Source organism: Pseudomonas sp. RIT-To-2, from assembly GCF_029623465.1.
Taxonomy (GTDB): domain Bacteria; phylum Pseudomonadota; class Gammaproteobacteria; order Pseudomonadales; family Pseudomonadaceae; genus Aquipseudomonas; species Aquipseudomonas silvicola.
The window spans coordinates 55,706-81,153 of sequence record NZ_JAPYKM010000032.1; the positions used below are offsets into that span (position 1 = coordinate 55,706).

Here is a 25,448-nt window from a genome sequence, read left to right on the forward strand (position 1 = left end):
GCAGGGCGATGGTCAAAAGGATTCTGGTGATGGTGCTGGGCCTGCTGGCGGTAGCCGGCGTGGCCGCGGCCGAGCCGCCACCGGCACAGATAACCGTCGTCAGCGAAGAGTGGAGCGACTACACCAACGCCGACGGCACGGGTCTGGGCTGGGACATACTGCGCAAGGTGTTCGAGCCTGCCGGGGTTCAGATCCACACCCGCAGCGCACCTTATACCCGTTCCATGGGGTTGGTGCAGCGAGGCGAGGCCGATGCCTGGGTTGGCTCTTACCATGACGAGGTCGCCAACACGCTTTACCCCCGTTGGCACTACGACACCGACCATATCTACGCGCTGGGGCTGGCAGACAAGCCAGCGCCTACGCTGAGCACCATCGGTCGTTACCGCCTGGCCTGGGTGCGTGGCTACGGTTTCGAACGCTACCTGCCCGCCATTCACCAGTACAACGAAGTGCAGCGCCGCACTGGTATCCTCTCGATGCTGGTTCACGACCGCGCCGACTATTACATCGACGCCTTCACCGAGGCCGACGGTATTCTCAAGGAAGCCGACAACCCGCGGCAGTTCAAGCTCACGCATATCGCGGAGCTGCCATTGTTTGTCGGCTTTGCCGACAGCCCGCGAGGCCGGGCCCTGATGGCGCTGTTCGATCAGCGCATGGACGAGCTGGTGCCCGATGGCGGCCTGCGGCCAATCTTCGCCCGCTGGAACCAGCCTTATCCCTTTACGCCATAAGCGATCAAACTTCCCGATCTTTAGCCCCAATAATTCAGCCTAAGCGCCGTCCGTAAGCTGCTGTTACAATGCAGCCTTGGGTCAATTTTCACGTCAGATATTTGATAGGAGCACACGGTGCCCGTCGTTTTTGTCGCCGCTTCCAAGCTGCCAACGCCTTTTGCGCAATTCACCATGCACGGTTTCCTCGACGAAGCCACCGGCCGCGAGCACGTTGTGCTGAGCCTGGGCGATGTAGCCGACGGCGAACCCGTGCTGGGCCGTTTGCATTCCGAGTGCCTGACCGGTGATGCTCTGTTCAGCCAGCGTTGCGACTGCGGTTCGCAACTGGAAGCTGCCCTGCAGGCCATCGCGCGCGAAGGCCGTGGTGTGTTGTTGTATTTGCGCCAGGAGGGCCGCGGTATCGGCCTGTTGAACAAGATCCGCGCCTATGAGCTGCAGGATGGCGGCGCTGATACCGTAGAGGCCAACGAGCGCCTGGGCTTCGCCGCCGACCAGCGTGATTACGCCATGTGCCTGCCGATGCTGGAACACCTGGGGGTCAAGTCGCTGCGGCTGATGACCAACAACCCGCGCAAGGTCAAGGCCCTGACCAACATGAACATCGTGGTGGCCGAGCGCGTGCCGCTGCACACTGGCCACAACCCCCACAACAAACACTACCTGGCCACCAAGGCCGGGAAGTTGGGGCACATGATGGGCAACGAACACCAGAGTGAGGTTGGCCAGGCGTGACCCGGTCCCAGGTGCGCCGCCGTCTGGCGGTGGCCTGGTGCCTGTTGGCCTCCTCCAGCGTGTTGCTGCTATGCCTGTACCGAATTCCTCGTCAGCGCTGCTGATGCGCGTGGCGCTGTTGTGTTGCCTGATGTTCTGCGCCGGGGCATCGGCTGCGCAGCGGGTCATCAGCCTGGCACCGTCGTTGACTGAAATCGTCGTCGAGCTGGGCGCGCAACAGCGTCTGGTGGGCATGCTGGATGCGGGGCCTCGGCCTGCAGGCCTGGAGCAGGTGCCGTCGGTTGGGCATTACAGTCAACTCAATACCGAAGCCCTGTTGGCGCTCAAGCCCGATCTGCTGTTGCTGTGGCCGGGCAGCGTCGGGGTGGCCCAGCGCGATCAACTGCAGCGTCTTGGCATTGCCACCCTGGTGGTCGACCCGCACACCCTGGATGAGCTGGCAGTGCAGATCGAGGTCGTGGGCCAGCATCTCGATGCGTCCGAGAAGGGGCGACGGCTTGCCAGCGATATCCGGCAGCGGCTGGCGGCGCTCAGCGAGCGTTACCACCGGCAGGTGCCGTTGCGGGTGTTCTACCAAGTGTGGGACAAGCCGCTTTTCACGCTGGGTGGCCAACAGATCATCAGCGATGCGCTGCGGGTGTGTGGGGGGGAAAACATTTTCAATGAGCTGCGCGTACCGGCACCGCAGGTGAGCATCGAATCGGTGTTGCAGCGCGACCCCCAGGTGATACTGGTGCCGGACCAGGCCCAGGCTGATGCCTGGCGTGCCTGGCCAAAGGTAGAAGCGGTCAAGGCAGGAAGGGTGTGGGCAAGCGATGGCGCGCTGGAGCGCCCCAGTGCCGCGATGATCGATGCCGTTGAATCGCTTTGCCACAAAATGGCATCGCACACCTGATGTGAAGCGTTGCCTGTTCCCGAGCTTCGCCCGGTCCCACAGGGGGCCGCATCAACCCTGTGGGACCGGGCGAAGCTCGGGAAGGCGTCGACACGCAACCAGGATTTTCCCGAAAGCCCGCGCCTATAGCGCTGGCTGCCACGTCAGCCCAATGGTCCAGGCCCGTCCCTGCTCTCGATACCCATGCGCCTGCCCATCAAACTCGTACAGCACCCGGCTGTACTGGCGATCGAACACGTTATCTACCTTCAGGTCGACCTTGACCTGGGGCGTCACCGCCCAACTGCCACGTAACCCCATCAGCGCGTAACCGCCCATCCCTTGCTGATTGGAGGCGTCGTTATAGCTGCGGCTCACCGCTTGCCAGGTCATGCCGACGCCCAGTGCCCCGAAGCGCCGGTCCAGGTCCCCGTTCAACGTGCGTCGGGCCCGGCGGGTCAAGGTATGGCTGCTGTCGCGGTCGCGGGGGTCGATCACCGCTACGCTCAGGGCGCTATCCCAGCCCAGGACTTGCTGGCGCAAGACGCCCTCGGCACCGTTGATGCGCGCGTGGCCAATGTTCTGCGGCAAAAAGTTGCTGTCCAGCACGATGGCGTCGCTAAGGTCGATACGGTACAGCGAGGTCTCCAGGCGTGTGGTATCGCTCAGACGGCTGCGCCACTGCAGCTCATGGCTCTTCGAATGCTCGGGTGTGAGGTTCGGGTTGCTGTAGCCCGGGTAATAGAGATCGTTGAACGTCGGCGCACGGAAGCCTTCGCTGTAGGACAGCACCAGGTCATTGCTGCGGTTGACGAACCAGGTCAGCGCCGCGCTCCAGGTGTTCTGCCCACCGAACTGCTGATTCACGTCGCGGCGCCAGCCGACCTGGGTCCCGAAGCTGTCGCCGCGATAGCTGTGCTGTACGAACGCCGCGCGGTTCCAACGGCTGTCCTCATCGAAAGCGGTGCTGCTGTTGACCCTGTCCTGGAACATGTCCACACCCGCCAGCAGGGTGTGGCGTTCATCCAGGCGCAGGGTGTTCTGCCAGCCAAGCGAGTCGCGGTAGGTATTGAACACGGAATGCTCGTCGCTGAGGGTGTCGCGCGATATTTCCCTGTTCTCGCTATGGCCCAGTTCCACGCGGCTCTTCCAGCGCTCGGTGAGCTGGGCGTCGACATAAGTGCCGAAACTGCTCAGCTGAAAGTCGCTGTAGGGTTTTTGCCCGACCGAGGTGAAGCTTGCGGGGTCAAAACGGCCAAAGGGGTTGTCGAACTCGTTCTTGCCCTGGTTATCCAGCAGGTTGAACCCAGCCTCCAGGTCGTCGGTGAAATAATGGCTGGCGGTCAGGCTCAAGGACCGGTTGCGATAGGCGTCGTGATCCTGGTCGCTGGCAAACGATGCATGGGTTCGGTTGATGCCCGCGCTTTCGTCCAGCCCGGCGCTAAGAGCGAAGCGGCTGTCGTCATCGGCCCCGGATAGCCCGAGGTCGTGCTGCCAACGCCCTTCACTGCCAGCCGCCACGCGCACCCGGCCCTGCAACCCCGATTGATCGGCGCGGCGGGTAAAGATCTGGATTACCCCTGCCATGGCATCGGCGCCATGAATTGCCGAACGAGCACCACGCAACACCTCCACCCGTTCGATCTGGTCGACGCCGAGGTGTTGCAGGTTGCTGTCGGCCGACGTGGCCGTGGCCACCCGCACCCCATCCACCAGTACCAGGGTCTGGGAGGATTGCATGCCGCGAACGAAGATCCCCGGCAGGCTGCCGCGACCGCCGCTTTGGGCCACCTGGACCCCGGGCACGCGGTTGAGCAGGTCAACCATGCTGTCGGGCTGCAGGCGCTCAATGTCGGCACGGGTGAACACAGTGCTGGCGCTGGTACTGGTGTCGCGGGATTCGGCCTGCCGGTTGGCAGTCACCAGCGTGTCGGCCAGCTTCAACGGCTCATCGTCGGCAAAAGCGTCCGGCGGGCACAGCAGGGCGAGGGGCAGCAGCAGGGCGGGGCGCATGGCGTGTCCTTGCAATGCGCTTCCCGGGGCCCTGTCAGGGCTCCCGGGAAGTCTGGCTCAGAGACCGAGCAGTTGCAGGCGCCGGGCCACGGCGGCTTCGATGCCGGCCTCGTCCAGGCCGCATTCGGCCAGCATCTGGGCGGGTTTGGCGTGTTCCACGTACGTATCCGGCAGCCCCAGGTGCAGCACGGGCTTGAGCAGGTTCTCGCGGGCCAGGAACTCGCTGACCGCGGCACCGGCGCCGCCCATGATGCTGTTTTCCTCGACGGTCACCAGCAGTTCGTGACGGGCAGCGATGTCGCGCACCATGGCCTCATCCAGGGGCTTGACGAAGCGCATGTCGACCACGGTGGCGTCGAGTTTCTCGGCCACTTTCAGGGCTTCGGCCAATTGCACGCCGAACACCAGCAAGGCTGTCTTGCTGCCTTGGCGGCGAATGATGCCCTTGCCGATTTCCAGCGGCTCCAGGCCTGCCTCGATAGGGGCGTTGGGGCCGGTGCCACGGGGGTAGCGCACTGCGGCCGGGCCCGGGAACAGGTGCCCGGTGGTGAGCATCTTGCGCAGTTCGTTCTCGTCGCTCGGGGTCATGATCACCATGCCCGGAATGCAGCGCAGGTACGACAGGTCGAAGCTGCCGGCGTGGGTCGGCCCATCTTCGCCCACCAGGCCGGCGCGGTCGATGGCAAACAGCACATCGAGGTTCTGCACCGCCACGTCATGCACCAACTGGTCATAGCCGCGCTGCAGGAAGGTGGAATAGATAGCCACCACCGGCTTGGCGCCTTCGCAGGCCATGCCCGCGGCCAGGGTCACCGCGTGCTGCTCGGCGATGGCCACGTCGAAATAGCGCTCGGGGTAGCGTTCGCTGAAGTCGACCAGGTCCGAGCCTTCCTTCATCGCCGGGGTAACGCCCACCAGGCGTTCGTCGGCGGCGGCCATGTCGCACAGCCACTGGCCGAATACCGCGGAGTACTTCGGCCCCGTGGCTTTCTTCGGCGCGGCGGGCGCGTTCAACGGCTCCAGCTTGGTGATGGCGTGGTAGCCGATCGGGTCCACTTCGGCCGGCGCGAAGCCCTTGCCCTTCTTGGTGACCACGTGCAGGAACTGCGGGCCCTTGAGGTCTCGCATGTTGCGCAGGGTAGCCACCAGGGTGGGCAGGTCGTGGCCGTCGATGGGGCCGATGTAGTTCCAGCCCAGCTCTTCGAACAGGGTACCGGGTACCAGCATGCCCTTGGCGTATTCTTCGGTACGGCGGGCAATCTCCCAGGCACCTGGCAGGCGCGACAGCACTTTCTTGCTGCCTTCGCGCATGCTGGCGTAGGTGCGGCTGGACAGGATCTTCGCCAGGTAGTTGGACAGGCCACCGACGTTGCGCGAGATCGACATGTCGTTGTCGTTGAGGATCACCAGCATGTCGGCGTTGACCTCGGGTGCGTGGTTCAACGCCTCGAAGGCCATGCCGGCAGTCAGTGCGCCATCACCGATCACGGCGATGGACTTGCGCCCGCTGTTCTGCAGGCGCGCGGCGATGGCCATGCCCAGGGCGGCACTGATGGACGTGCTGGAGTGGCCGACGCCGAAGGTGTCGTACTCGCTCTCGCTACGCCGCGGGAAGGCCGCGAGGCCGTCCTTCTGGCGCAGGCTGGCCATGCGCTCGCGACGACCGGTCAGGATCTTGTGCGGGTAGGCCTGATGGCCCACGTCCCACACCAGGCGGTCGTCGGGCGTGTCGAAGACGTAATGCAGCGCAATCGTCAGTTCGATGACGCCCAGGCCGGCACCGAAGTGCCCGCCGGTCTGGCCAACGGTATAGAGCAACTCCTGGCGCAGTTCATCGGCCAGGGTTTCCAGCTCGGCTTCACCCAGGTGGCGCAGCCCGGCCGGCGTGTCGGCACGGTCCAGCAGGGGCGTCAGCGGGCGTTCGCGGGGAATCTCTTGAAACGTCGTGGGCATCAGGCGAATCGTTATAGATATGAAGTGGCGGCAGTTTAACCTATGCAGCGCCGACTGCCCACGCGATGACGCATCGGGTGGTTGGCGCCGGGTTGTTCAACTGCGACGTTCGACAATGTAACGGGCCAGTTCGCGCAGCGGTTCGGCTGCTGCGTCAAAGGGCCGCAGGGCCTCCAGCGCCTGGTCGCGCAGCTGCAGGGCATAGGCCTTGGCCAGGTCCAGGCCCAGCAGCGCCGGGTAGGTCGGCTTGTCGCGGGCGATGTCTGCGCCCTGGCGCTTGCCCAGGGTCTGGGTGTCGCTTTCCACGTCCAGAATATCGTCTTGAACCTGGAACGCCAGGCCGATGGCCTGTGCATAAGTCTTCAATGCCTCGCGCTGTTCAGGCGTGGCCCGGCCGCTGGCCAGCGCACCCAGTTGCACACTGGCCTCGATCAGGGCGCCGGTCTTGTGCCGGTGCATGAACTCGAGGGCGTTCTGGTCGAGCTTCTTGCCCACCGAACCCAGGTCGATGGCCTGGCCGCCGACCATGCCGGCGGGGCCCGCGGCCTTGGCCAGGACCATGGCCATCTGCAAGCGCAGGGCCTCGTTCTGAGGGCTCAGGCGATCATCCAGCAGCGCACCGAAGGCCATGCTTTGCAGCCCGTCACCGGCCAGGATCGCGCAGGCTTCGTCGAAAGCCTTGTGAGTCGTGGGCTGGCCGCGGCGCAGGTCGTCATCGTCCATGGCCGGCAGGTCGTCGTGCACCAGCGAATAGGCATGAATCAATTCCACCGCACAGGCCGCGCCATTGCCGTGCTCGGCCGGCGCGCCCAAGGCTTCGCAGGCCGCATACACCAGCAGTGGGCGCACGCGCTTGCCGCCGTTCATCACGCTGTAGCGCATGGCTTCGTAAAGCCGCGCCAGCTCAGGGGCAGGCGCGGTGAACAGGCTGTTCAGGGCGCCATCGACACGTGCCTGGCAGGTGGCCTGGTAAGTGCTGATCATTCGGGCTGTTCCGCGTCAAAGGGCTCTTGGGTCAGCTCCCCGTCGCGTTCGAGCAGTACTTGCACCTTCTGTTCGGCCTGGGCCAGCGCGGCCTGGCAGTCGCGGGTCAGGCCAATGCCTTGTTCAAAGGCGGCCAGGGAATCTTCCAGCGACAATTCGCCGTTTTCCAGACGCTCGACCAGGGTTTGCAGATCGGCCAGCGATTGCTCGAAATCCACGGAAGCTTTCTTACGGGCCATGGCGGCTCTCTCGACAGGGTTCAAACCGCGCGACACTAGCAGAGCAGGGCGCCACGGGCAAATCAGTGGTTGCAAAACACTGTTGCAGGTTGGCGCCGTTGGTCACTTTTTCGCCAGTGCAGCGCAAATTTCTTGAGTGCCCCTGGCGCCTGCCTTACTGTATATAAAAACAGTGCCGAGAAAACCCATGCAGCTGATCGAGAAACTCAGCATCCTCGCCGACGCCGCCAAGTATGACGCTTCATGCGCCAGCAGCGCCGCGCCCAAGCGCAGCTCCGAAGGCAAGGCCGGGCTGGGCGCCACCGATGGCATGGGCATCTGCCACAGCTATACGCCGGACGGGCGCTGCGTGTCGCTGCTCAAGATCCTGCTCACCAACTTCTGTCTGTTCGACTGCCAGTACTGCGTCAACCGCCGCTCCAGCGACGTGCCCCGGGCGCGCTTCACACCAGAGGAAGTCGTTACCCTGACCCTGGACTTCTACCGGCGCAATTGCATCAGCGGGCTGTTCCTGAGCTCCGGCATCATCCGCTCCGCCGACTACACCATGGAGCAACTGGTGCGCGTGGCCAGACTGTTGCGCGAAGAACATGAATTTCGCGGCTATATCCACCTCAAGACCATTCCCGAAGCCGACCCGCGCCTGATCGAGGAAGCCGGTCGCTACGCCGACCGCCTCAGCGTCAATATCGAACTGCCCACCGACGCCGGCCTGCAGACGCTGGCGCCGGAAAAGCAGGTCAGCTCCATTCGCCAGGCCATGAGCACCATTCATGTCGGCCGCGAGGCGGTCGTCAACGAGCCCAGGGCGCCGTCCTTCGCCCCGGCCGGGCAGAGCACCCAGATGATCGTGGGTGCCGATGACACCGACGACAGCACCATCCTGCACAGCGCCGAGAGCCTGTACGGCAACTTCAAGCTCAAGCGGGTGTATTACTCGGCGTTCAGCCCGATTCCCAACAGCCCCAAGAGCGTACCCCTGGCCGCGCCGCCACTGATGCGCGAACACCGTCTGTACCAGGCCGATTTCCTGTTGCGCGGCTATGGCTTCAAGGCGGGTGAGCTGTTTCAGGGGCCCGGCCACCTGGCGCTGGACATCGACCCCAAGCTGGCCTGGGCGCTGGAACATCGCGATGTGTTTCCCCTGGATCTCAACCGCGCCGAACCTGCCTTGATCGCGCGTATCCCCGGTATCGGCATTCGTACCACTCAGCGTCTGGTGGAGCTGCGCCGCCAGCGCCGCATTCGCTACGAAGACCTCACACGTCTGCGCTGCGTGCTGGCCAAGGCCAAGCCATTCCTGATCACCAGTGACTACCATCCACGCCAGGCCGAGAGCAGCAGCCACCTGTTGCGCGAACAATTGCGCGACCGCCCGGCGCCCCAGCAGATGGGGTTATGGGGATGATCTGCCTGGACTGCGACGACCTGTTCGCCACCTGGCGCCAACAGGCACGCTGGTTGCTCAGCCACGGGGTAGACCCCAGCCAGGTCAGTTGGGAAACCGCGGACCTGTTCGCCACCGACCAGGACCTGCCTGCCACCCCCGGGCCGTTCCAGGCGCGAATTCCGCTGGCGCTGGTCGAACAGTTGGAAGCGGCCGCCCGCTACCGTGGCCAGCAGCGCTGGAGCCTGCTGTATGAAGTGCTGTGGCGGGTGAGCCATGGTGATCGCACCGCGATGCTTGCCGGCGACAGCCTGGGCAGCGAGCTGCATCGGCGCTTGAAACAGGTTTCCCGTGAGGCGCATCACCTGCACGCCTTCGTGCGCTTCGTGGCCCTTGCGCCGGCCGAGGGCGCGGCAGGCCAGCCAGAATACGTGGCCTGGCACGAACCGGCCCACGACATCCTGGAAAGTGCCAGCGCGCACTTCATCGGGCGCATGGGCCGTCACCGCTGGCTTATTGCTACACCTCGGGATGGCGTTTACTACGACGGTGAACAACTGCACTACCAGCGCCAATGCCCCGTGGCATGGCAGCAGATGGCGCAGCAGGCCGAAGACCCTCATGGCGAACTGTGGCTGACCTATTACAGCCACATATTCAACCCGGCGCGGCTCAACACCCGTGCCATGCAGGGGCACCTGCCCAGCCGTTTCTGGAAACACCTGCCGGAAGGGGTATTGATCCCCGGGCTGATCAGCGAAGCCCGCACGGGCAAGCAGCGGGATGGCCAGGCGGGCTCCATTGGCGCCCGCCAGGGCAAGCGCATCGTCACCGGAGGATGAGCACTGCTCGACATTTCCGGCGTGTGGCCGATTGTTAAACATCAGGCAACTGGTTAATCTTCGCCCGCCTTGAAAACGGGCTATAAAGGGTGTCCGGGAATAGACACTCATCATCATGCATTGCAGGAAGCACCCATGCGATTTCTCCTCTGGTTGAGCGCCATCTTCTGGGCATCCAGCGCCCTGGCGGACACCACGGCCACCCTCGACAGCCCCGTGGGTGGCTGGCGTTATTTCGGCCTGCTCGACCGCACCGAGAACCCGCGCGTGGCCTATCCCACGCCGCCCATCGACCGTGGTATCCAGCGCAACCGCAGCATGATCGAGGGGCAGATCAAGGCCACTTCAGCCGCGCGCCAGCCCCATACCCTGGCCGTGAACGGCAACGCGCTGAGCCTGTATACCGACGAACAAGGCCGCTTCGCCCGGCCCTACGCCTTCGGGGCGGGCTCCAACAGCGTCGAGGTGCGCAGCAGCGAAGGCAATTCGCTCAAGCGCGTGCAATTCTACGAAGCCAACGACCAGCGCACGCCCGCACGCATTCGCATCTTCCTGGCCTGGGATGACCCCAAGGCCGAACTCGACCTGCACATCATCACCCCCGACGGCCAGCACGCCTTCTACGCCAACCCGGTGTTGAGCAACGGCGGGGGCCTGGACACTGACAGCGTCGACGGGCCCGGCCCGGAGATGTTCACCATGACCGCGCCGATGCACGGCACTTATCTGGTCTACGTCAACTACTGGGGCAACTACAGTAATGGCGGCTATAACTTCGAGGAGCGCGGCAACCAGAACGAGGTGATCACCTCGCAGATCAACCTGGTGCTCAACGAAAACACCGTCAATGAAAAACGCGAGAGCTTCATCGTGCCCTTGCGCGCCATCGGCGACCTGCTGCTGGTCAAGACCTTCACTTATTGAACCCTGCACCGCATGGATGAATCGGGCTTTGCGAACATGAGCGAAAACACCGCTGTACCGGCCGCCACACCTGCGGCGCCGTCACCTTCCAGCACCGGCAAGCGCCGCAACCTGCTGCTGGCCGCGGGCCTGTGCTTGGTGGCCGCGGTAGCGGGCGGCATGGGCTGGTTCCTGCACAAGCCCGCCTTGCCGGCCGTGGCCCTGGCCATGGACAAGTTCGGCCTCAGCCGCCCTGATGCGCTGCTGGAGACCCGGTCCCTCAGCCAGTTGCCCCGCGACCTGCTGAGCGTGCCGTTCCTGCGCGACACCCTCACCGAGGATTTCGTCTTCTACTACGAAACCCACGGTGACCGCCTGGGCCTGATCGGCAGCTTGCGGCGCATCATCTACGAGCATGACCTGAAACTGCAGGACAACCTCATCGAAGCGCTGTTCGACCAGCCCGCCGATGTGGCCCTGTGGCGCGGCGCCGATGGCCGCCTCAAGGACTTCCTGCTGGTGATGGACCGTGGCGGCCTGGCCAGACTGCTGGAGCCACTGGCCCATGTCGCGCTGGACGATCAGCAGCTGAGCAAGGTCGGTGAGTTGAAAGTGGCAGGGGAGGCTGTCCCGCTTTACCGCCTGAGCTACAACGCCACCAGGTCATTGCTGTTCGCCTCCCGTGGCGACAAGCTGGTGGTGTTGTCCAACCCCGACAAGCTTTACGAACACGCCGATGACAGCGAAGTGGCGCCGGGCGCGGTGTCGACCCAGGCGCTGGCCGCGCTATTGAGCGGCAACCAGCTGTTCCCCGAGGCATTTGGCCTGAAACCGCGTGACGGCGGAATCAAACAGCGTATTTCCATCGGTTCCAGCGTGCTTGCCATGGGCTACCAGCGCTTCATACCCACCTTCGCCGGTGTGCGCCTGGACATGGACGACAAGGGCTGGCACAGCTACCTGGCGCTGGATGAAACGGCAAGCGGCGCGGACCTGAATTTCGCCCCCGTGTGGCAAGCCATGCCGGTTGGCGCCAGTGCCTGTGTGGCGCTGCCTCTGGCTGCCGAACAGCAACAGCCCTTGCTGGTGAAACTGGGCGCCGACGAACAGGCCGCCAAGGCCCTGACCGGCCACATGACCGGCGCGGCAGGCCTGTGCTGGTACCCGGACTCCAAACTCTATACGCCATTGCTGGTAGCCGGCCTCGACACTGCGGACGGCGGCAAGCTGGATGCAGACCTGGGCAACCTGTTCGGCTCCATGGTAGGGGCCTGGGAAAGCAAGGTACCTGGCGGCAAGTTCGCGGTCAGCGAGCAGGCGCCAGCCGACGGCCATCAATGGCAACGGCAGGTGAGTTCCAACTTCGGCCAATACCGCAACCGCGAGGCCGAGAAGCCTGACAGCATCACCGGCAAGGGCTTTTTCAAGGTCAGCCTGGCGCGCCATGGCTCGACCCTGCTGTTCTCGCTGGACGACAAACTGGTGGACAAGGCCGTTGCCACCCTGGACAAGCACTTCGCGCCGCTGGCCGATGTAGCGCCCAAGGATGCCCTGATGTCCGTGTACCTGGGGCCTGACTCCCTGGCACAGCTGATGCAACAGGAAACACTCGATAGCCTGCCCCAGGACATGGAGCCGGTGTTTCGCAATGCCGCCCAGACCCACCTGATTCCCAAACTGCAGAAGTTGGCTGGCTATGGCAAATACGCGCTGACCTTGCCCGAGGGCAGTGAGCCGGATGGGCACTGGCAGTGGCTGCCCTTGCAATGGCGTGCCCTGTGAAATCATTCGTCCTGGGCATGGCCGCGCTGCTGTTCAGCGTTCGGCTGCTGGCCGCGCCCATACCGGCGCTGGATGCCGAACAGAGTCAGGTGTTCCGCGCCTGGTTCGTGCGTATCGCCCAGGAACAACTGACCCAGGGCCCCAGCCCGCGCTGGTACCAACAGGACTGCGCGGGCCTGGTGCGGTTCGCCGCCAATGAAGCGCTCAAGGTTCACGATGACAAGTGGTTGCGCGCCAATGGCCTGTCCAACCGCTACCTGCCGCCAGAGCTGGCGCTCACGGATGCCCAGCGCAGCCTGGCCCAGCAGTGGCAGCAGGGCGGCGGCCAGGTCGGCCCCTACGTCAATGCCATCAAGCTGGTTCAGTTCAACAGCCGCCTGGTAGGCCGTGACATCAACCAGGCTCGCCCTGGCGACCTGATGTTCTTCGACCAGGGTGACGACCAGCACCTGATGATCTGGATGGGCCGTTACATCGCCTATCACACCGGCACCACCACCCCCACCGACAACGGCATGCGCTCGGCAAGCGTGCAGCAACTCATGACATGGAAGGACACCCGATGGATACCCGACGCAGCCAACCCGAATTTCATCGGTGTGTATCGGCTCAATTTCCTGCGATGAGCCGCGCGCTGGTGGTGCGCCTGTGCCTGTGGCTGCTGTGCCTGCTGGCGCCCGTGGGCCTGGTGCGCGCCGAAGACTCGGTGCCGGCCAGCGACTACGCGCCCCTGGCCGGCGAAAGCTTTTTTCTGCTGGCCGACAGCAGTTTCGCCACCGATGAGCAGGCCATGGTGCGCCTGGAGGCACCGGGGCGTGACTACCGTCGGTTCCGCATGGAGCCCTACGGTGGCGCTGACATTCGCGTCTACCGCATCGACCAGCCGCTGGAATTCCTCAAGCGGCAGAAGAACCTGCACCGGGTGGTCAGCGAAGGCCAGTTCAAGGGTGAGGGGCTGTCCAACACCCTGGCGTACCTGTGGGACAATTGGTACCGCAAGTCCCGCCGCGTGATGCAGCGGGCGTTTTCCTACGAGTCGCGCAAGGAAGTGACTGAACAGGTGCCGGAACTGAAGATGGGCAATACCATCGCCGCACCCACCCAGTACGATGCCCAGCCCCAGTACGCGCCCATTCCCGGCCTACCGCTGGTGACCCAGTTCCGCTACCCGCTGTGGCAAGCCAAGCCGATCCAACCGCCCAAGGGCGTCGACCTGGCGGGCTCCTCCAGCGAGTTCATCAGTGTCGCCCCTGGCAACGTGTACATCCCTCTGGGCAAGCTGAAGCCCGGCCTGTACCTGGTGGAAGCGCTGATCGGCAAGTACCGCGCCACCACCGTGGTGTTCGTCTCCAATACCGTGGCCGTGAGCAAGATCGCCGGCGACGAACTGCTGGTGTGGGCCGCGCGCAAGCATGAAGGCAGCTCGGTACCCAAGGTGAAAGTGCTCTGGACCGACGGCCTGGGCGTGATGAGCAGTGGCGAGACCGACAACGACGGCCTGCTGCGCCTCAAGCACGTCAGCCCCGAGCGCTCCTTTGTCATTGGCGAAGACGCCGAGGGCGGGGTATTTGTCTCGGAGAACTTCTACTACGACAGCGAAATCTACGACACCAAGCTCTATGCCTTCACCGACCGGCCGCTTTACCGGCCTGGCGACTGGGTGTCGATGAAAATAGTGGGGCGCGAATTCAAGAACGCCCGCGACTCGGTCAACCCTGCGGGTGGTGCCGTGCACGTCAGCGTCATTGATGCCACGGGTACTACCCTGCAAGGCATGGACCTGAACCTGGACGCCAAGGCCGGTACCCAAGGCCGCTTCCAGTTGCCCGACAACGCCGTGGCCGGGGGTTACGAGTTGCGTTTCACTTACCGCGACCAGACCTACAGCAGTGCCTTCCGGGTAGCTGAATACATCAAGCCGCACTTCGAGATTTCCCTCGACCTGGCCAAGCAGGACTTCCGTACCCATGAACCGGTCAAGGGCAAACTGTTGCTCATGTACCCCGACGGCAAGCCGGTGGCCAACGCCAAGCTCACCCTCAGCCTGCGCGCCCAGCAATTGTCGATGGTGGAAAACGAGCTGCAGTACCTGGGCCAGTTCCCGGTGGAACTCACCAGTACTGAACTGACCACCGATGCCAAGGGCTACGCGAGCATCGAGCTGCCGGCGGCTGAAAAGCCCAGCCGCTACATGCTCACCGTGTTCGCCAGCGACGGCGCCGCGTACCGGGTCAAGACCACCAAGGAAATCCTCATCGAGCGGGGCGCCGCCCAGTACCAGCTCGGTGCGCCCGAGCGCTTCAGTGCCGTGGGTGACAAGGTCGCCTTCAGTTACCAGAGCGAGCAGCCGACTACGGTCAAACCCGCGGCCTACACCTGGGTACGCCTGGAAGACCAGACCACCGGCGGCGCCAAGCTGGGGGCGGCGGACAAGGGCTTCACCGTTGCCTTCGACCGGCCCGGCACCTACAACCTTAGCCTCGTCGACGAACACCAGCGCATCCTTGGCGCCACCGGCCATTCGGTGACCGGCGACGGCGTCAAGGCAGTGCCTGGTACCGTGGAGATCACCCTCGACAAGGCCGAGTACAAGGCGGGTGACGAAGCCTTGGCGCTGATCACGTTCCCCGAGCCTGTCAGTGATGCCTTGCTGTCGCTCGAGCGTGACAAGGTCGAGGCCACCGCGCTGCTGACCAAGGGCGGCGACTGGCTGAAAATCGATACCATCAGCCCCACCCAATACCGCGTGCACATCCCGATGAAAGATACCTTCGCGCCCAATCTGACCTTCTCGGTGCTCTACACCAAAGGCGGCGAATACAGCTTCCAGAACGCTGGCATCAAGGTCGTGCAGCCGCAGATCGACATTGCCATCGCGACCGACAAGGACCACTACCAGCCCGGCGAGACCGTTACTGTCGACCTCAGCACCCAGTTCGCCGGAAAGGCCATTCCCGCACACCTGACTGTCAGCGTCGTCGACGAAATGGTCTACGCCTTGCAACCGGAAATCGCCCCTGGCATCGACCAGTTCTTCTATCACCCACGGCGCAACAATGTGCGCACCAGCGCCAGCCTGTCGTTCATCAGCTACGACGTCGCCCTGCCGGGCAGCCCCACGGCACCTGGCAAGGCCAACCGCAGCGAGCGCGGCGTGAAGGTGCTGGAGCGCCCGCGCCGCGAAGACGTCGACACCGCTGCCTGGCAGCCGGAATTGGTCAGCGACGCCAGCGGCAAGGCGCGCTTCACCTTCCGCATGCCCGACTCCCTGACCCGCTGGCGCATCACCGCACGGGCCATCGCCGATGACGGCCAAGTGGGCCAGAAAAAGCAGTTCATTCGTTCCGAAAAGCCTCTTTACCTGAAATGGAGCGGCCCGACGCGCTTCCGCGCAGGTGACAAGCCTGACCTGGGTGTGTTCGCCTTCAGCCAGGCAGAACAGGCGGTCAAGGCTGAACTGGTTATCCACAACGCCGGCCAGGAACAACGCCTGCCACTGACCCTCAACCCAGGCATCAATTACATTCCCTTGCCTGGCGAGGCGCTGCAACTGGCCTTGGGAACGACCAACCTGACGGCCGAGATCCAACAGGATGGCAAAACCCAGGACGCCTTGGCCATCGACCTGAAAACCGTCGCCGACGGTTGGCAGACCGTGCACACCCAGGCCCTGGACGTTACCGCTGGCGACATCCCCCTGTCGTTGCCCGTCGATGCCAGCAACCTGCGCCTGCGCCTGGACGACAGCCCGCAAGCCCTGTTCCGCGCCAGCCTCGATGACCTGCTCGAATACCCGTGGGGCGGTGTCGAACAGACGGCCAGCCAACTGTTGCCGTTGTCCATCGCTTACCCGGCCATGACCGCCGACCCCAGTGTGCGTGACCGCCTGCGGCTCATCCTGCAGAACAGCCGCCTGCGCCTGGTGCAGATGGCCGGGCCTGAAGCGGCGTTCACCTGGTGGGGCGAAGACCGTGCGCCCGATGCGTTCTTGACCGCATACGCTTATTACGCCGACTGGCATGCCAGCAAGGCCTTGGGTCTGACCCTGCCGCCAGAGCATTGGCAGCGAGTAATGGACGTGTATGCCAAACAGGCGGCCAGCACCCCCTTGCTGCAACGGGCGCTGATCCTGTCGTTTGCCCGCGAGATGCAATTGCCGGTCAACACCCTGCTCAGTGGCCTGATGGCCGACCTCGCCAAGGCTGGCCCGGGGGCCAACGCCAACCTGATGGACGATGGCGAAGACAGCGTGGTCATGGACGCCCCCGAGTCCGCCCTGGGCCTGGCCAGTGCTCGCGTATTGACCGCAGCCCTGGCGCAACAGGCCAAGGTCACCCAACCGCCGGCCTTCGCCAGCGGCCTGGAAGAGGCTCGGCAACGGGTTGCTACCAGTGGCCAGCCGTTCGCCGCGGCCTTGGACCTGTCGCTAAAGCCTGCCACTGCAGACCAGGTCCGCGACCTGCTGCAACGTCTGTTGCCGCAGCAGTCGACCCTTGAGCGTGCGCTGGCTCTGACCTGGCTGCAACGCAGCATCGAACAGGCACCCAAGCCCACTACCTTGGCTTCCGGGGTTGACTGGCGGGCGGCACAGGGCGCCACCGGCACTGGCTTCTGGCAGTGGCAGGGCAGTGGCGTACCGGCCGCCCTCAACATCACCGGCACCAGTGAGCGCCCCGTTCGCGCAGTGCTGACCTTCAACAGCAAGCAGACCGCCCCGGATGACCTGCCGGTGGTGGTCAAGCGCCGGCTGCTGCGCCTGGTTCCCGGTGACCAAGCCTTCACCTTCAAGCTCGAAGCAGTGGGCAACAAACCTCTGGCCAGCGACAGCCTTTACCTGGATGAGGTGACGGTCAGCACCAAGGGCCAGCCACTGCGCTATGGCATGCTTGAAGTGCCGCTGCCGCCGGGCGCCGATGTGGAACGCACCACGTGGGGCATCAAGCTGACAGGGCAGGGCGCCACCGACGCCGCACCGCTGGAAAAGGCCCGCTTCGAACCCGGGCAGATGGCCTATGGGATCGCCGTCGACAGCCTCAGTGGCGAGCTACGCTTCCGCCACCTGGTACGCTTCTCGCAGAAAGGCCAGTTCACCTTGCCGCCTGTGCGCTACACCCAGCTCTATGCGCCGCAGCACAAGGCCGAAGAGAAGAAGGCAGCGGTTGGCCAGGTTACGGTCCAGTAACATGAGACGTGCGCTGCTGGGCGGTTTGCTATGCCTGTTTCCTCTGCTGACCTGGGCAGGGGAGGCGCCTCTGCGCCTGGCCTGGCCCCATGGCGCAGGGTATGAGCTGGTACAGTTCAGTGAAACCCAGGCCATCGGCCGCGCGCCACTGCCGGCCGACTTGACCACGCCTCTGGGCAGCCTGTGGAAACTGTTCGTCTATGCCTGGCTGGTGGACACTGACCAGCACGAACCGGCCTATGACTGCCAGGGCCAGGACCGCGACGAAGTCTATTGCTGTACCCCCGGCGGCACCATTGCCCGTGACGCGGCGCTGGTGCATTCCTGCGGGCTGTATTTCGACCCGCGGCGTTTGCAAATCGATGTGCAGCAGTGGCATGACTACTGGCACGCCCGCCAGGCCCCGGCCTGGCTTGCCGACCTCGGCCAACTCCAGCCCGGCACCCGCGTCCCGGTGGCGCAATTGCTCGACAGCCTGCGTACCCTGCCATCCCAGGGGCAGGCCCGGCAGTTGTTGCTGGACGTGGTGCTCGACGCTGCCGACGGCCAGGCAGTGGGCAGCCTGGGCGGCCGCCTGCGGGTGAAAACCTGGAGCTGGCTGGCCGACAGCGACCCCAAGGCACGGCAGGGCGGTTTTGCGGGCTGGCTGCAGGATGGCACGCCGATCTGGGTTGGCGGGCGCGGTACCAGCCAGATGGTCCTGCGCCATTACGCCGACGTGCTCGGCGCCTTCCTGCCGGCGCCCTGGCCCACGGACACCGGGCGTTGCGTGGAGGTCGACCTGTTCGCCCGCTACCCGCTCAAAAGCGTGCTGACCCCCTCGGGTACCCCAGCACCCCAGGGCATGCTGCAAGGCCGCTACCGTGCTGTATTCGCCAATGGCAACGATCTGGATATCGACAGCAGCGGCGACCTGTACCTGCAGCAAGGTCCCCATCTGATCGCTCGCCTGGACCGCGAAGAATACGTTGCCCGGGTGCTGCAACGGGAGGCGAAAAGCCAGCCTGCCGAAGCGGCCAAGGCACTGGCCGTGGCGATTCGCACCTACCTGCTGCAGAACGCCGGGCGCAATGGCGATTGCCTGAGCATCGACGATAGCAGCAGCCACCAGCGCGTCGCCCCGCGTGCCGCCACGGTCGACACCCGGCGCATCGTCGCGTGGACCAGCGACCTGGTGCTGGCCGGCAGCCCGGTCACCTACCACTCCGATACCCCCGGGCCGGACAAGCTGTCCTGGGCCCAGGCCGTGCAGCAAGCCCGTGATGGCCTGCGTTACGACGTGATTCTGCAGCGCGCCTACCCTCGTGCAAGCCTGAGCCGCTGGGACAACCCGGTCGCCTCCTGCGAAGCGCTACCCGCCGCCCAGGAGTGGTTGCAGAGCCAGAAGCGCCAGTGGCGCCCGGCCCTGGACAACGAAGTGGGCTACAACGAACTCAACACCTTTGCCGTGTGTCGCCTGGCCTACGGCCGCCCCTACGTGGACCGCGAACGCCAGCGTATCTACGTGCGCGGCGTCCTCACCCTGCAAGACCGCCTGGACCTGACCCATGAATACCTGCACCTGGCCTTCGAGGCCCACCCCAATGGCCAGGATGAAACCTACATCGAAGGGCTCGCCCGCCACCTGCTTCTGGACTAGGCCATGACACCGCGTACCTGTACTACCGCCCTGTTCCTCAGCGCCTTGCTGGCGTTGCCGGCCGCCCGCGGCGACAACCCCGTCAGCCTTGATACCCCCATCGGCGGCTGGCGCAGCGCTACCCCGGAAGGCGAGCACTTCCGCCAGACCGTCAATTACCCGGCCTCCTCGGTGAACACCCCCGCCGGCCAGGCCGACACGGCGCGCATCATGGGGGCCATCAAGGGCATGCCCAAAAGTGCCGACCAGCCTGGCAAAGTCATCGTCAACGGCGTCGCCATGCCGCTGAAACTCGACGGCAACGGCCACTTCGACCGCCCGTTCTCGTTCCCCAGCGGCACCAACAGCGTTGAAATCCGCAGCCCTGACGGCCAGCAGAAACGCCGCGTGCAGTTCCTCAACACCGGCAGCGCCAGCCCCGCCAAACTGCGCATCCTGCTGTCGTGGGACAGCGACAACACCGACCTGGACTTGCACGTCATCACCCCTGACGGCGCACACATCTGGTACGGCGACCGCACCGCCCCCAACGGCGCGGCACTGGACGTGGACGTCACCACCGGCTACGGCCCGGAGATCTTCGCCATGCCCGCGCCGCAAAAGGGCCAGTACCTCATCTACGTCAACTACTTCGGGGGCGGTTACCGCAGCGACGACGACAGCGGCGGCCAGGAAAACCCGGTCAAACCCCTGACCACCGCCCAGATCACCCTCATCACCGAAGAGGGCACGCCCAACGAGAAAATGGAAACCTTCCTGGTGCCCATGCGCGCGCCGGGTGAGCTGACGCTGGTGCATCGGTTCAGCTATCCCTGAGGTCTTTGACTACCGGCAGTGGCCTTGGGCTTGTTGGCCAGTGGAAAGCGCGGTGCGGTCCGCCAGGGAGAATGCGGCGCTTGTGACGCGGCCAGGTCCGCTGCTACATCTGATTGCGCTACCAGGTCCTGCCTGGCAAAAGCCCGGGAAACGGGGCGCTTGGACGCTGGCACCGTACAAGTAACCGTACAAGTAACCGTACAAGTAGATCGGTGTACTATTACGGCCGATGAAGCTCCCATTCACTGTCCACTGACTCGCCGGAAAGACCATTGAATCGTTACCAGCCGCCCCTGACCCTCACTACACGCATGCTCGCTCTGGTGGCAGAAATCAGTGAGCAGGTTGGCCGTCTCTCGGAACGCCGTGAAGCCGAACTCACCCCGCAATTGCGGCGCGGCAACCGCATCCGAACGATTCAGGCTTCGCTGGCCATTGAAAACAACACCCTGAGCCTCGAACAGGTCACCGCCGTGCTCGACGGCAAGCGAGTACTCGGGCTGCCCCGCGAAATCCAGGAAGTACGCAACGCGTTCACGACCTATGAGGCCATGCCGACTTTCCGCCCAGACTCTCGAGCGCATTTGCTGCAGGCGCACGGGACGCTGATGTTCGGTCTGCTGGACGACGCAGGTGAGTTCCGTGGTGGCGGTGTAGGCATTTACCGAGGGGATCGCCTTGTACATATGGCGCCTCCTGCCAGCCGTGTCGCTACGCTGGTTGACTCGCTGTTGCAGTGGGCGGGCTCAACCGAGCTGCATCCACTGATCGCGAGTTGCGTGTTCCATTACGAGTTCGAGTTCATCCACCCGTTCGCCGATGGCAATGGCCGAATGGGGCGTCTCTGGCAGACCTTGCTGCTCAGCCAATGGCGCCCCGTGCTCGCTTGGTTGCCAGTAGAGACCGTGATACGCGACCAGCAGGATGCCTACTACGCTGCACTCTCGCGGGCCGATCAGTTGGGTGAGGCAACGCCCTTCGTCGAGTTCATGCTGAGTGCCTTGCAGCAGGCTTTGCTGGATGCAGGTAGCACTGATGACCACAGCACCGAGCCATTGAGCGACCAGGTTGCAAGCCTGTTGCGGTGCTTAAGCCACCGTCAGGCGATGAGAGCTGCGGAGTTGATGGACAGTTTGGGAATTTCCCACCGTGCCACCTTCCGTGAAAACTACCTAAACCCCGCGCTTGCCCAGGGGTTGGTCGAGATGACTCATCCTGATTCACCGCGCAGTCCTGCACAGAAATACCAAATTAGCCAGAAGGGCGCCGATTGGGTCGCCTCGACAGCGGGCTGATCAGGTTGCCCCTCAGTCATACAACCAGGGCTTCAATGCCTGCAGGTTTTTCACCACGATCTGCTGTGCCTCCGGCTTGGGGTTCAGGTTCTTGGGGTCAAGCTGATAGCGCTGCAGCACATATTTCACCAGCGCCCGACGGCTGGGTACCAGCAATTGCCCGTCGACCATGCCGAAGTCCGTCTCGATGATCGCCTTCTGCACCGGTTCCAGGCGCGGGTCCGGTGTGATGACCACATCAATGTCCGTGTTCCAGTCCACGTCGGCAGCGCTGCCGTTGTCCGACAGGCCGAGCAACTCCGGTTCGCCACGCAGTCGGCTCAGCACAAAGTCGCGATACTGGCCGTTCTTCTCGCAGTACGCCCGCACATGCCAGCGCATGCCGGTGTACACCAGGGTGTGCGGCGCAATCAGCCGGACCTCGGCTTGCGGCGTGTTCAGTGACACATACTCGGTCTCCAGCCGCAGCCCCTCGCGGCACGCCTTCAACAAAGGCCGCAGTACCTCCGGACGAATCGGCCGGTCAGGTACTTCCAGTACCCGCGTGTGGGCATAGGCCAGCGCGAGCCCTTCGATATGGTCCTGGCGTTCATTGTTCTGATACAGCAGGTGCAGGTAGGCGCTGGCGCTGTTCTCGATGAACCGCGGTGCGAACGCGGAGGTAGGCACGTAGCCTTTTATTTGTTTGTCATATGTAAGGTTTTCAGGCGCATGCTCGTTGATGTACGTGTTGATGTCCTTGGAGGCCTGCTGACGGCTGATGCCGAAGCTCTGGATCAAGTGCCCCGTGGTCAGCCGGCCTTCCCACCAGGCGACGGTCTCGATCAAACGATAGCGAAGTGCCAGGTCCCAGCGGACCTGTTCGATTTCCTGCAAGCGTTTCATCGGTGCTCCATGTGTGCGAATTGTTTACCTGTATAAGTCTACATTCTAGACCTGTCGTAAAACACTACATATCGTGTGTCTGGCAAAGGCATTCCCGGCCTCCACAAAGGACACCGAACATGAGTATTTCAGAGCTGGTATCAACAGGCGCCATCGCCCTTATCGCCGCGATCCTGCTGATCCTCCTGATGCAATACCTGCGGCTGCGCGAACTCTGGGAACTGGCGCGCGACTGCCAAAAGGGTGCACGCTGGGCACGCATCCATGCCATGGAAAACCGCGAACTACGGCGCACCCTGCGCGCTGAAAAGGCCCGTATCATTGAACTCAAGCAAGCACTGGCCCGCCTGCAGCACACCGAACTGGCATCGTAAGGAGACCGCCATGAACCGACTCGACCGCATCAAGGGCTGCCTGCTGGGGGGCGCCGTTGGCGACGCCCTGGGTGCCCCCGTGGAGTTCCTCGAGTGGCCGGTGATCGAAGCCCGCTACGGCCGACGCGGCATCATCGACTTCGCCCCGGCCTACGGCCGTATCGGCGCCATCACCGACGACACGCAAATGATGCTCTTTACCGCCGAAGGCTTGCTGCGCGCTTACGTACGCGGCAGTTCCCGGGGCATCTGCCACGTGCCCGGCGTCATACACCACGCCCTGCTGCGCTGGCTGGTCACCCAGAACGAACAGCCGGCCACGCACGTGAGCCAGGACGGTTGGCTCATCAGCGAAAGAGCGCTCTGGGCTCGCCGCGCCCCTGGCACTACCTGCATCAGCGCCCTGAAGGCCAGCAAGCGACTGGGCATTCCCGCCCAGAACAACAGCAAAGGCTGCGGCGCGCTGATGCGCTCCGCACCCTGCGCCTTCTTCGCCAACGCCTTCGAGTGGGCCAGCGAAGCCGGCCAACTTACCCACGGCCATCCCAGCGGCTACCTGGCTGCCGGCCTGTTCGCCGACATCCTGCAACGCATGGCCGACCACGGCGCGGGCCTGGAAAGAGCCGTGGTCGACAGCCTGGCCACACATGGCGACAAACCCGGCATGCATGAAGTGCGTGAGCTGCTGGAGCGCGTATTGTTCTTCGTGCGCGAGGGCTACCGGCCCACCCCCGAGCGCATCAGTGAACTGGGCGCCGGCTGGGTCGCCGAGGAAGCGCTGGCCATTGGCGTGTGGTGCGCATTGATGGCGGACAACCTGGAGGACGGCATCATCCTGGCAGTGAACCACAGCGGTGACAGCGACAGCACCGGGCTGGTGGCGGGGCACCTGCTGGGCATCGAGTACGGCGCGGCGGCCATACCGGCACGCTGGTTTCAGCGGCTGGAGTTGCGTGCGGTGATCGAGCGGGTAGCGGAAGACATCGAGCGTGTGCCACGCGATTACTACGGGTATGGCGGCGAGGACGATGAGTGGATCGAGTTGGCGTATCCCGGGGGTTGAACCGGGGGCCAGCATCAGAACCGTTTGTAGTTTCGCGTTACATCTTCCCCGGGATGTAGGGGGTGATCAGAGGGGTAGCGCCTGATAGCCTCCGACCGCCGCTGACAATCAGTGGCCGGAATTGACCGTCCGACATACCTAAGCACTTCAGCTTTCCAGCTGTTGCGGGCACACTCGTCCTGCAGCTTGCATCATGGCGGCTGTAGGCGGGACATCCTCGGATGTGCCGGGTGCTTTGGTCCCGGTCGGTCAACCCGTTTACAGCTGCCACCCTTGTTTGACCGCGAGCGGTGGCCGTTCAACTACCAAAGGAACTGGCGATGATCGATTGCTTCAAACCCACCGCTTTTTACCGTCATAACCGTCCGCTGCGCGGGATGATGTTCGAATTCCAAGCCTGGTTTTGCACCCGCGATCTGGGGCGGCTGATGGGCACAGGAATGCTTGACCGAAAAATTGCCAAGCTTGACCCTGATCAGCGCCGTGCGGCATGGCTCGATAGCGACGGGCAGTGGCGCAAGACGACCATTGTCAGTGAGTCGGCGGTTTTCGCACTGCTGGTTCATCACTACGCACCGGAGAATCGAGCGCTGCGGTACTGGCTCTCCCACGAGGTCATACCGTTGCTTCATGAAGACCGGCACGGACACCTGACGCAGGCGCCGCGCGTGGACCAGATGCGGTTTGGGAGCGGCGTCGTAGGCGTGCTGCAGTGGCGAAATGAGCCGTGGGTGAGGGTTCGCGATTTGCCCGAGGTGCTGGGCGCCGGGACCGTTTGAGGTGCCTGGAGCGGTTTCGAGCTGTCCGGCTCAGCGTGTAACTACAGGTATTCATTCTATTTTTTTGCTTTCGAGCTTGACGCCAAGCGCGTAAAAACGTCTAATCCCGCCTGCGGCCCAGATAGCTCAGTCGGTAGAGCAGGGGATTGAAAATCCCCGTGTCGGCGGTTCGATTCCGTCTCTGGGCACCACACATTGAAAAACCCCTGAATCGCAAGGTTCAGGGGTTTTTTCGTTTCGGTGCTGATGGCGAATAAGTCTGCGACGCAGGCTCTGTACGAAAATTCTTGTTTCGGGCCACAGAGACCCTTGATACGACAGGCATTAAAAAGCCGGCTTGTGGCCGGCTTCTCGGGGACGGCGTTGGTCTATTTTTGGTAGACCGCCACCGCCTTCAAAAATGTAGAACCAGTAACCTTGCGTCACCGGTTAGCCAGGCCGCGATGTACACCGCCCGACTGTGCAAGCCAGCTGCCTGTGCAGCATGCCTTGCGAAAACGTGCGGCAAGAATAGCGGCATTGCCGGCAAATGCCCAGCACAAATGTCATTCCTTCTCATCCGGCCGGCGGGTTTGAAGGGTCGACCACCAGAATACCCAGCCCAGTACTTCTATCGCATCCGTGGCACTGGCCAGTTCATCGCTGAACTGCGACAGGTTGTGCGGGCGCAAGCGCGTGGCGTCGCAGGTCATGGGGTAGAGGGTGCGGATCGCCAGGTCGCCGCCGTGCAATACGGCATAGAGGTGGCCGGGCTGATACAGGGTGTGGCTGCGGTCGATGGCCAAGGCGGCGCCAGGCTGGATGCGGGGGGCCTGGCTGGTGTCGGGCATGATCAGGGCGGCGCAGTGGTCGGGGTTTATGCACAGGCTGTCGATGGCTTCCCGGGGCAGGCGCAGGTAGCGGTCGTCGACGGCGATGAGCTGTTGGTTGAGGGGGCGATGGAAGGGGATGAGGACATCTTCCAGG

At 63.9% G+C, this 25,448-nt stretch carries 21 protein-coding genes and 1 tRNA gene; 16 read left to right on the forward strand and 6 right to left on the reverse strand.

The features are described from left to right. The first annotated feature begins 8 nt into the window (after window positions 1–8). The 3 genes from QBK88_RS23865 (at window position 9) to QBK88_RS23875 (ending at window position 2,367) form a co-directional block, all read left to right on the forward strand. The gene (locus QBK88_RS23865) at window positions 9–737 is read left to right on the forward strand and encodes a transporter substrate-binding domain-containing protein (protein WP_277963940.1); all 729 of its coding nucleotides are present in this window, start codon (window positions 9–11) and stop codon (window positions 735–737) included. Window positions 738–854: 117 nt separating this feature from the next. Continuing rightward, window positions 855–1,472: a GTP cyclohydrolase II gene (gene ribA, locus QBK88_RS23870; protein ID WP_268147960.1), complete on the forward strand. Its 618-nt coding sequence runs from the start codon at window positions 855–857 to the stop codon at window positions 1,470–1,472. A gap of 103 nt (window positions 1,473–1,575) precedes the next feature. After that, window positions 1,576–2,367, forward strand: a complete 792-nt coding sequence (locus tag QBK88_RS23875; RefSeq protein WP_277963952.1) for a cobalamin-binding protein — start codon at window positions 1,576–1,578, stop codon at window positions 2,365–2,367. 123 nt (window positions 2,368–2,490) lie between these two features. Here QBK88_RS23875 and QBK88_RS23880 read toward each other — a convergent pair whose 3' ends face one another. The 4 genes from QBK88_RS23880 to QBK88_RS23895 all read right to left on the reverse strand — a co-directional run bounded on the left by QBK88_RS23880 (window position 2,491) and on the right by QBK88_RS23895 (window position 7,535). Continuing rightward, on the reverse strand, window positions 2,491–4,359 hold the full coding sequence (locus QBK88_RS23880) for a TonB-dependent receptor domain-containing protein (RefSeq protein WP_277963941.1): 1,869 nt from the start codon (window positions 4,357–4,359) through the stop codon (window positions 2,491–2,493). A gap of 57 nt (window positions 4,360–4,416) precedes the next feature. Beyond that, window positions 4,417–6,312 (reverse strand): 1-deoxy-D-xylulose-5-phosphate synthase, encoded by a 1,896-nt coding sequence (dxs, locus tag QBK88_RS23885; protein ID WP_268147964.1) that lies wholly within the window; start codon window positions 6,310–6,312, stop codon window positions 4,417–4,419. Window positions 6,313–6,408: 96 nt separating this feature from the next. Then, complete coding sequence (locus QBK88_RS23890) at window positions 6,409–7,296, reverse strand: polyprenyl synthetase family protein (protein WP_268147966.1); 888 nt, start codon at window positions 7,294–7,296, stop codon at window positions 6,409–6,411. Next, complete coding sequence (locus tag QBK88_RS23895; RefSeq protein WP_158152602.1) at window positions 7,293–7,535, reverse strand: exodeoxyribonuclease VII small subunit; 243 nt, start codon at window positions 7,533–7,535, stop codon at window positions 7,293–7,295. Before QBK88_RS23895 ends, QBK88_RS23890 begins: the two co-directional genes overlap by 4 nt. Before the next feature lie 187 nt (window positions 7,536–7,722). Here QBK88_RS23895 and QBK88_RS23900 point away from each other — a divergent pair, with 187 nt between their 5' ends. The 9 genes from QBK88_RS23900 to QBK88_RS23940 all read left to right on the forward strand — a co-directional run bounded on the left by QBK88_RS23900 (window position 7,723) and on the right by QBK88_RS23940 (window position 21,381). Continuing rightward, on the forward strand, window positions 7,723–8,943 hold the full coding sequence (locus tag QBK88_RS23900; RefSeq protein WP_277963942.1) for a putative DNA modification/repair radical SAM protein: 1,221 nt from the start codon (window positions 7,723–7,725) through the stop codon (window positions 8,941–8,943). Beyond that, on the forward strand, window positions 8,940–9,764 hold the full coding sequence (locus QBK88_RS23905) for a TIGR03915 family putative DNA repair protein (RefSeq protein ID WP_277963953.1): 825 nt from the start codon (window positions 8,940–8,942) through the stop codon (window positions 9,762–9,764). Before QBK88_RS23900 ends, QBK88_RS23905 begins: the two co-directional genes overlap by 4 nt. 135 nt (window positions 9,765–9,899) lie before the next feature. Then, the gene (locus QBK88_RS23910; RefSeq protein ID WP_277963943.1) at window positions 9,900–10,688 is read left to right on the forward strand and encodes a DUF2135 domain-containing protein; all 789 of its coding nucleotides are present in this window, start codon (window positions 9,900–9,902) and stop codon (window positions 10,686–10,688) included. A gap of 36 nt (window positions 10,689–10,724) precedes the next feature. After that, window positions 10,725–12,449 (forward strand): DUF2138 domain-containing protein, encoded by a 1,725-nt coding sequence (locus QBK88_RS23915; protein WP_277963944.1) that lies wholly within the window; start codon window positions 10,725–10,727, stop codon window positions 12,447–12,449. Between the two features lie 17 nt (window positions 12,450–12,466). Continuing rightward, entirely contained in the window at window positions 12,467–13,075 is a 609-nt protein-coding gene (locus tag QBK88_RS23920; protein ID WP_268151323.1) for a DUF1175 domain-containing protein, read from the forward strand. Continuing rightward, complete coding sequence (locus QBK88_RS23925) at window positions 13,072–17,631, forward strand: alpha-2-macroglobulin family protein (RefSeq protein ID WP_277963954.1); 4,560 nt, start codon at window positions 13,072–13,074, stop codon at window positions 17,629–17,631. The genes QBK88_RS23920 and QBK88_RS23925 overlap by 4 nt, the downstream gene beginning before the upstream one ends. Window position 17,632: 1 nt before the next feature. Further along, a complete protein-coding gene (locus QBK88_RS23930; RefSeq protein ID WP_277963945.1) occupies window positions 17,633–19,270 on the forward strand; it encodes a DUF2300 domain-containing protein in 1,638 nt (545 codons plus the stop codon). 3 nt (window positions 19,271–19,273) lie between these two features. Then, window positions 19,274–20,086: a DUF2135 domain-containing protein gene (locus QBK88_RS23935; protein WP_277963946.1), complete on the forward strand. Its 813-nt coding sequence runs from the start codon at window positions 19,274–19,276 to the stop codon at window positions 20,084–20,086. A gap of 272 nt (window positions 20,087–20,358) precedes the next feature. Continuing rightward, on the forward strand, window positions 20,359–21,381 hold the full coding sequence (locus tag QBK88_RS23940; protein WP_277963947.1) for a Fic family protein: 1,023 nt from the start codon (window positions 20,359–20,361) through the stop codon (window positions 21,379–21,381). 12 nt (window positions 21,382–21,393) lie between these two features. Here the strand turns inward: QBK88_RS23940 and QBK88_RS23945 are convergent, their stop codons facing one another. Further along, window positions 21,394–22,266, reverse strand: a complete 873-nt coding sequence (locus QBK88_RS23945) for a WYL domain-containing protein (RefSeq protein WP_277963948.1) — start codon at window positions 22,264–22,266, stop codon at window positions 21,394–21,396. A gap of 119 nt (window positions 22,267–22,385) precedes the next feature. Here QBK88_RS23945 and QBK88_RS23950 point away from each other — a divergent pair, with 119 nt between their 5' ends. The 4 genes from QBK88_RS23950 (at window position 22,386) to QBK88_RS23965 (ending at window position 24,673) form a co-directional block, all read left to right on the forward strand. Further along, entirely contained in the window at window positions 22,386–22,640 is a 255-nt protein-coding gene (locus QBK88_RS23950) for a hypothetical protein (RefSeq protein WP_268147984.1), read from the forward strand. A 10-nt stretch (window positions 22,641–22,650) separates the two neighbouring features. Next, the gene (locus QBK88_RS23955) at window positions 22,651–23,703 is read left to right on the forward strand and encodes an ADP-ribosylglycohydrolase family protein (protein WP_277963949.1); all 1,053 of its coding nucleotides are present in this window, start codon (window positions 22,651–22,653) and stop codon (window positions 23,701–23,703) included. A gap of 320 nt (window positions 23,704–24,023) precedes the next feature. Next, window positions 24,024–24,482 carry a BRO-N domain-containing protein gene (locus tag QBK88_RS23960; RefSeq protein ID WP_277963950.1) on the forward strand — a complete coding sequence of 153 codons (459 nt, stop codon included), beginning with the start codon at window positions 24,024–24,026 and terminating at the stop codon, window positions 24,480–24,482. A gap of 115 nt (window positions 24,483–24,597) precedes the next feature. Continuing rightward, a tRNA-Phe gene (locus tag QBK88_RS23965) sits at window positions 24,598–24,673 on the forward strand. A 354-nt stretch (window positions 24,674–25,027) separates the two neighbouring features. On the opposite strand, the gene QBK88_RS23970 is transcribed toward QBK88_RS23965, so the two are convergent. Next, a partial coding sequence (locus QBK88_RS23970) for a S24 family peptidase (protein ID WP_277963951.1) occupies window positions 25,028–25,448 on the reverse strand: 421 nt, incomplete at its 5' end.